The sequence below is a fragment of the Streptomyces mexicanus genome (assembly GCF_902506575.1).
GTDB lineage: Bacteria > Actinomycetota > Actinomycetes > Streptomycetales > Streptomycetaceae > Streptomyces > Streptomyces mexicanus.
This window is the reverse complement of record NZ_LR732544.1, coordinates 5,248,026-5,254,115: the sequence shown is the minus strand read 5'-3', so window position 1 is coordinate 5,254,115 and position 6,090 is coordinate 5,248,026. Positions and strand designations below refer to the sequence as shown.

The 6,090-nt window shown below is 74.4% G+C and carries 5 protein-coding genes and 1 pseudogene; 4 read left to right on the top strand and 2 right to left on the bottom strand.

What is annotated here, in order from left to right; all coding sequences use genetic code 11:
* The 4 genes and pseudogenes from GV126_RS23665 to GV126_RS23650 all read left to right on the top strand — a co-directional run.
* Positions 1 to 681 (top strand): annotated as a pseudogene (locus GV126_RS23665) (hypothetical protein); the annotation flags it as partial.
* Between the two features lie 169 nt (positions 682 to 850).
* Complete coding sequence (locus GV126_RS23660; RefSeq protein ID WP_159670224.1) at positions 851 to 1,258, top strand: VOC family protein; 408 nt, start codon at positions 851 to 853, stop codon at positions 1,256 to 1,258.
* 58 nt (positions 1,259 to 1,316) lie between these two features.
* Positions 1,317 to 2,444, top strand: coding sequence for an LOG family protein (locus GV126_RS23655; protein ID WP_159670221.1), 1,128 nt, complete (start codon positions 1,317 to 1,319; stop codon positions 2,442 to 2,444).
* A 166-nt stretch (positions 2,445 to 2,610) separates the two neighbouring features.
* On the top strand, positions 2,611 to 3,312 hold the full coding sequence (locus GV126_RS23650) for an LAETG motif-containing sortase-dependent surface protein (RefSeq protein ID WP_236570079.1): 702 nt from the start codon (positions 2,611 to 2,613) through the stop codon (positions 3,310 to 3,312).
* 117 nt (positions 3,313 to 3,429) lie between these two features.
* On the opposite strand, the gene GV126_RS23645 is transcribed toward GV126_RS23650, so the two are convergent.
* The gene (locus tag GV126_RS23645; protein WP_159670218.1) at positions 3,430 to 4,452 is read right to left on the bottom strand and encodes an ABC transporter ATP-binding protein; all 1,023 of its coding nucleotides are present in this window, start codon (positions 4,450 to 4,452) and stop codon (positions 3,430 to 3,432) included.
* A complete protein-coding gene (locus GV126_RS23640) occupies positions 4,449 to 6,053 on the bottom strand; it encodes an ABC transporter permease (RefSeq protein ID WP_159670215.1) in 1,605 nt (534 codons plus the stop codon). Before GV126_RS23640 ends, GV126_RS23645 begins: the two co-directional genes overlap by 4 nt.
* Positions 6,054 to 6,090: the final 37 nt, after the last annotated feature.

Sequence of the window (6,090 nt, the reverse complement as noted above, 5' to 3'; positions counted from 1 at the left end):
GGCGGCAGCACCCCCGGTGCCCCGGACGCCGATCCGCAGCGGCCCGCGCCGCCGCGCAAACCCCCCGTGGGGCTGCCGTGGGGCGTCGCCGTCCTGGCCGCCGGGCTCGCCGTCGAGGCGTACGCCGGCCGCAGCCCCGGCTCCCCCGCCGCCTCGGGTCCCTCCGCCGCCGCCCTGCCCGGCGGCCTCGCGGCCGACTCCGCGCCCGTCCTGGTCGGCTGGCTGCTGACCGCCCTCGGCCTCGCCCTGGCCGGGCCCGGGCTGACCCACCTGTGCGGCCGGCTGCTGCAGTCCGCGCAGCCGGGCGCCGTGCGCCTGCTGGCCGGCCGGATCCTGATGGCGGAGGCGGGTCGCATCGGCCGCCCGCTGGGTGTCGTGTGCGCCGTCGCCTCCGGGGCGTTCGCACTGCTCACCCTGGACGGCCGGGCCACGGCCGGGCTGGGTCCGCTGACCGTGCTGGGCACCGGGCTGGTGGCCGGCTGCGCCGTGGCCACCCTGCTGACCGCCGCCGTGGAGGCGCGGCAGGCCCGCGCCGAGGCCCATGCGGCCCTGCGGCGGCTCGGCGCTCCGGCCACGGCGCTGCGCGGCGCCGCCGCCCTGCGCACGGGCGCCCTGCTGGCGGTGTTCGTGCCGCTGACCCTGGCGATCGCCGTCCTCGCCGCGCTGCCGCTGGCGCGCTGAGGCGGCCTGCGCGACGGCGCCGGAAGGCGCGCGCTCAGGCGGCGTGCGCGCAGAGCACCGGAAGGCGGCGAAGCAAGGGTTCGCGCGGCGGCGATGAGTTTTGCGCGGGCCCGGGGTCTATCCCACCGAACGGCACAACGGACGCCGCACCACTGGGGAGACAGACACCATGTACCAGCAGATGATCTTCGTCAACCTGGCCACGGACGACATCGCCGCCGCCAAGGAGTTCTTCACCGCGCTCGGCTTCACGATCAACCCGCAGTTCTCCACCGACGACTGCGCCTGCGTCGTCATCAGCGACACGATCGTCACGATGCTGCTCAGCAAGGAGCGCTACGCCGACTTCACCGACAAGGAGATCGCGGACTCCACGAAGACCAGCGAAACGCTGATCTGCCTGAGCGCCGAGAGCCGCGAGAAGGTCGACGAGCTGGTGGAGAAGGCGGTCGCGGCCGGCGGCACGGTGACCGGCAGGACCCAGGACCACGGCCACATGTACGGCCGCGCCTTCGACGACCTCGACGGCCACACCTGGGAGGTCATGTGGATGGACCCGGCGGCGGTGCAGGGCTGAACCGCCCGTTGTCCGGGCGGGATCCGTCCGGGTAGGGGCCGCTGCCTAGCATGGGCGCGTGCATTCCACACCCGCCCAGCCGTTCGACGGCTCCCACGACCGCGAGATCGAGTCCCTCACCGAGTTCGACGAGGTCGTCTCCGCGCACGGCACCCTCGCCGGCTTCCGCGTCCAGTCCGTCGATCTGACCGGCCGTACGGACGTCCTCGTCTCACTCGATGCCACCGGTGCCGTCTTCCTCGGCTGCGCCATGGACCCCGAGGCCGCGGCGCAGGTGCGGGCCGCCGGGGCGCTGGTCTTCCCGCCCGTCCCCCACCTGCCCTTCGATCCCTACCGGGGCTTGGTGTACTCCCCCGACGAGCTGTTCGAGGGCCTGTCGGACGACGGCTACGAGGTGACGCCGGACGCCCGCGCGTACGCCTGGTTCCAGCGCACGAAGGCGGACGGGGACATCTACGCCTCCATGCTCCGCGCCATCCACGACGACGCCGTCTCCGACGCGCTCGACGAACTCCTGGCCGGAGCCCGGGTGGTGGGAGTCATGGGCGGCCACGCGATGGCGCGCGGCACGGACGCGTACGCGGGGGCGGCCCGCCTGGGCCGCGAACTGGCGCGCGAGGGCTTCACGGTGGCCACGGGCGGGGGTCCCGGCGCGATGGAGGCGGCGAACCTCGGGGCGTACGCCGCCGCCTTCGACGACGCGATGCTGCGCGAGGCGCTGCGGCTGCTCGGCAAGGCGCCGTCGTTCACGCCGTCGGTCACCGACTGGGCGCGCGCCGCCTTCGAGGTGCGCGACCGCTGGCCGGGCGGCGGGGCATCGGTCGGCATACCGACCTGGTTCTACGGCCACGAACCGCCGAACCCGTTCGCCGCGCACATCGCCAAGTACTTCGCCAACGCCACCCGCGAGGACGGGCTGCTGGCCCGTTCGAACGCCGGTGTGGTCTTCCTGCCGGGCGCCGCCGGCACCGTGCAGGAGATCTTCGACAACGCCACCGGCAACTACTACCAGTCGCGGGGCGAGCCGACGCCCATGGTTCTCGTGGACCGCGCGCACTGGACGGAGCGGCTGCCCACCTGGCCGTTGCTGCGCTCGCTCGCCCGGGGCCGCGCGATGGAGGGGCGCATCGCCCTGGTCGACCGGATCGAGCAGGCTCCCGAGGCGCTGAAACGTCTGGGCGGTTAATAAAGGCGCAAAGCCAACCCCTCGGAGCGGCAAGCGCGTTGACACTGCTTATGGTGCGCTTATAGACCTGTGAGCCTCCCGGGGGTGCTGGGGCTCCTCTCGTGAGCGCCCCGACTCCCCCTCCACCCCCCGCAATTGCGCTCCCGTGAAGGGAAAAGTGGCCATCGTGTCCATACCCCGCCGTACCGCACGTTCCGTGCGCGTCCTCGGTGTCGTCTCCGCGTCCGCCGCGCTCGCGCTGGGCGCCGCCGGCAACGCCCTCGCCTGCTCCATCGGCGATTTCTCCGCCACCGCCAAGTGCGACGGCGGCAAGGGCGTCATCGTCGTCACCGACGTGGACCGCTCCGGTACGTCCGCGCACATCAGCCTGTTCCTGGAGAACAACGGCGTCGAGAAGCTGGTCGGTGAGCAGGACGTCCGCGGCTCCGCCCAGGGCGCCTCGGTCACCTTCGCAGAAGACTGGCAGCCCGCCGCCACCTACCGCATCCACGTCAAGGCCGGCGGCACGCTGGTGGACGAGGACATCAAGCCGAACCTGACCACCCCGGCCACGGCCTGCACCCCGGCCACCCCGAGCACGCCCGCGAGCCCGTCGCAGTCGGCGAGCCCGACTCCGTCGGACTCGGCCTCGGCGTCGTCGCCCGCCACACCGGCCCCGACGCCGTCCGCCGCGCAGAGCAGCACCGCCGCGGCGGCGGCCCCGGCGAGCAACGCTCCCTCGGCCGCGGCCGGCCAGTCGACCCTCGCCGAGACCGGTGCGGCCTCCCACACCGGCCTGATCGCCGGTATCGCGGCCGCGCTGGTCGTCGTCGGCGGTGGCGCGGTCTTCTTCGGCCTGCGCCGCCGCGGGGCGGACAGCGGTCGCTGACGCCTCCGGTACGCCACCCGTGGCCCGTCCCCGAACGAGGGGGCGGGCCACGGGCTTCGACGGCCGCCGTGAAAGCGGTGGGCGCTCCCGGGACGGCGGCACCCGGGGCAGCGGAGATCAGCCCAGCACCACGACCTCGGCCGGGTCGAACTCCACGCCCACCTCGGCGCCGGTCTCCGGCGCCGACCGCAGCGCGCAGGCCGCCTCCAAGCGCGGGGCGTCCGCGGGCTGGAGGTGCACGGCGACGTGGGTGCCCTTGAAGGTGCGGGCGGCGACCGTGCAGCGCAGACCCTGGTCGGCCGCGACGAGACGTACTCCGGCGGGCCGCACGAGCAGGGAGCACGGACCCTGGGGCGCGTCGTGCGGCACCGGCACCTTGCCCCACGCGGTCAGCGCGGCCTCGCCGTCGATCCGTGCCTCGACCACGTTCTCGAAGCCGAGGAAGCGGGCGACGAAGGCGTCCGCGGGCCGCTGCCACACCTGAAGGGGTGTTCCGGACTGGGCGATCCGGCCCTCGCGCATCACCACCACCCGGTCGGCGAGCGCGAACGCCTCGCCCTGGTCGTGTGTGACGGCGAGCACCGTGGTGCCCAAGCGGGCGAACAGCTCGCGCAGTTCGACGACGAGCCGTTCCCGCAGGGAGCGGTCGAGCTGGCCGAGCGGCTCGTCCAGCATCAGCAGGCGGGGGCGGGGCGCGAGCGCCCGGGCCAGGGCGACGCGCTGCTGCTCGCCGCCGGAGAGGGCGGCCACGGACCGGGCACCGGCCCCGGGCAGCCCGACCAGCTCCAGCAACTCCCGCACCCGCACGGCTCGTTCGTCCTTCGCGGCGCCGCGCATACGCAGACCGAAGGCGACGTTTCCGGCCACGTCCCGCTGCGGGAAGAGCTGGTGGTCCTGGAACATCAGACCGACCTCGCGCCGGTGCACCGGCACGCCCGCCTGGTCCCGGCCGTCCAGCAGCACCCGCCCGGAGTGCAGCGGCTGCAGCCCGGCCACCGCCCGCAGCAAAGTGGACTTGCCGCTGCCGCTCGGACCGAGCACGCACACGATCTCGTGCTCGGCGACCGCCAGGTCCACGGCGTCGAGAACGGTCCGGCCGCCCAGGCGCACGGTCGCGGCCTCGAGGCTCAGCAGCGTCACAGCTCCCCCGTCCGGTCGGCGCCGCGCAGCTTCTCCAGCACCAGCAGGGCCACGGCGCACACCACCATCAAAATCGTCGACAAGGCCATCGCCTGCCCGTAGTTGAGGTCGCCGGGGCGGGAGAGCAGCCGGGCCACGGCCACCGGCAGCGTCGGGTTGTCCGGCCGGGCGATGAACACGGTCGCCCCGAACTCCCCCAGCGACACCGCGAAGGCGAACCCGGCGGCCACCAGCAGCGCCCGCCGCACCATCGGCAGATCGACCTCCCGCCACACCCGCCACGGCGACGCGCCGAGCACGGCGGCCGCCTCCCGCAGCCGTACGTCGACCGCGCGCAGCACCGGCAGCATGGTCCGCACCACGAACGGCACGCCGACCAGGGCTTGGGCGAGCGGGACCAGGATCCAGGACTGGCGCAGGTCCAGCGGCGGGGCGTCCAGGGCGATCAGGAAGCCGAAGCCGACGGTGACCGCGGAGACGCCGAGCGGCAGCATCAGCAGCGCGTCGAAGCCGCGCACCAGCCGGCCGGCGTCCCGGCGGGCCAGCGCGGCGGCGGCGAGCGAGCCGATGGCCACGGCGATCGCGGTCGCGGCGGCGGCGTAGGACAGGGAGGCGCCGATGGCGTGGATCGGCGCGACGAGGAAGGTGCCGCCGTCGGCGTCGGTCAGCGCGCGGTAGTAGCCGAGACCGGGGGCGGTGAGCGAGCGCTGCACCAGCACGGCCAGCGGCAGCAGAAGCAGCACGGCGACCGAGGCCAGGACGGCGGCCAGCAGCGTCCACTGGCCCGCGCCGCGCGGGCGGCGGGCGGTGGTGGAGGCGTCCACGAGCTTCAGCGCGCTCTCCCGGCGCCGTACCGTCCAGGCGTGCACGGCCAGGATGGCGCCCACGCACAGGAACTGCACGAGGGTGAGGACCGCGGCCGTGGAGAGGTCGAAGATCTCCGAGGTCTGCCGGTAGATCTCCACCTCAAGGGTGGAGAAGGTGGGTCCGCCGAGGATCTGCACCACGCCGAAGGAGGTGAAGGTGAACAGGAAGACCATGAGCGCGGCGGCGGCGACCGCGGGCGCCAGGGCGGGCAGGGTGACCGTGCGCCAGGCGGTCAGCGGCCGGGCGCCGAGCATCCGCGCGGCCTCCTCCTGCCGCGGGTCGAGCTGCGCCCACAGCCCGCCCACCGTCCGTACGACGACGGCGTAGTTGAAGAAGACGTGGGCGAGGAGGATCGCCCACACGGTGGTGTCCAGGCGCACGCCCCACAGCTCGTCGAGCAGGCCGCCGCGCCCGAGCAGTGCCAGGAACGCGGTGCCGACCACGACCGTGGGCAGCACGAACGGCACGGTGACCACGGCCCGCAGGACCTGCCGGCCGGGGAAGTCGAACCGGGCGAAGACGTAGGCGCCGGGCAGCGCGATCAGCAGGGTGAGCGCGGTGGAGGCGAGCGCCTGCCAGGTGGTGAACCACAGCACGTGCCGGATGTCCGGCTGCCCGAGCACGTCCGCGATCCGCCCCAGGTGCCAGGCGCCGTCGGCGTGCAGCCCGCGCCGGACGATCGCGGCGACGGGGTAGGCGAAGAACACCGCGAAGAACGCGACGGGCACGGCCATCAGGCCGAGCCGCGCCGCGGTCCCGGTGCCCCGCCCG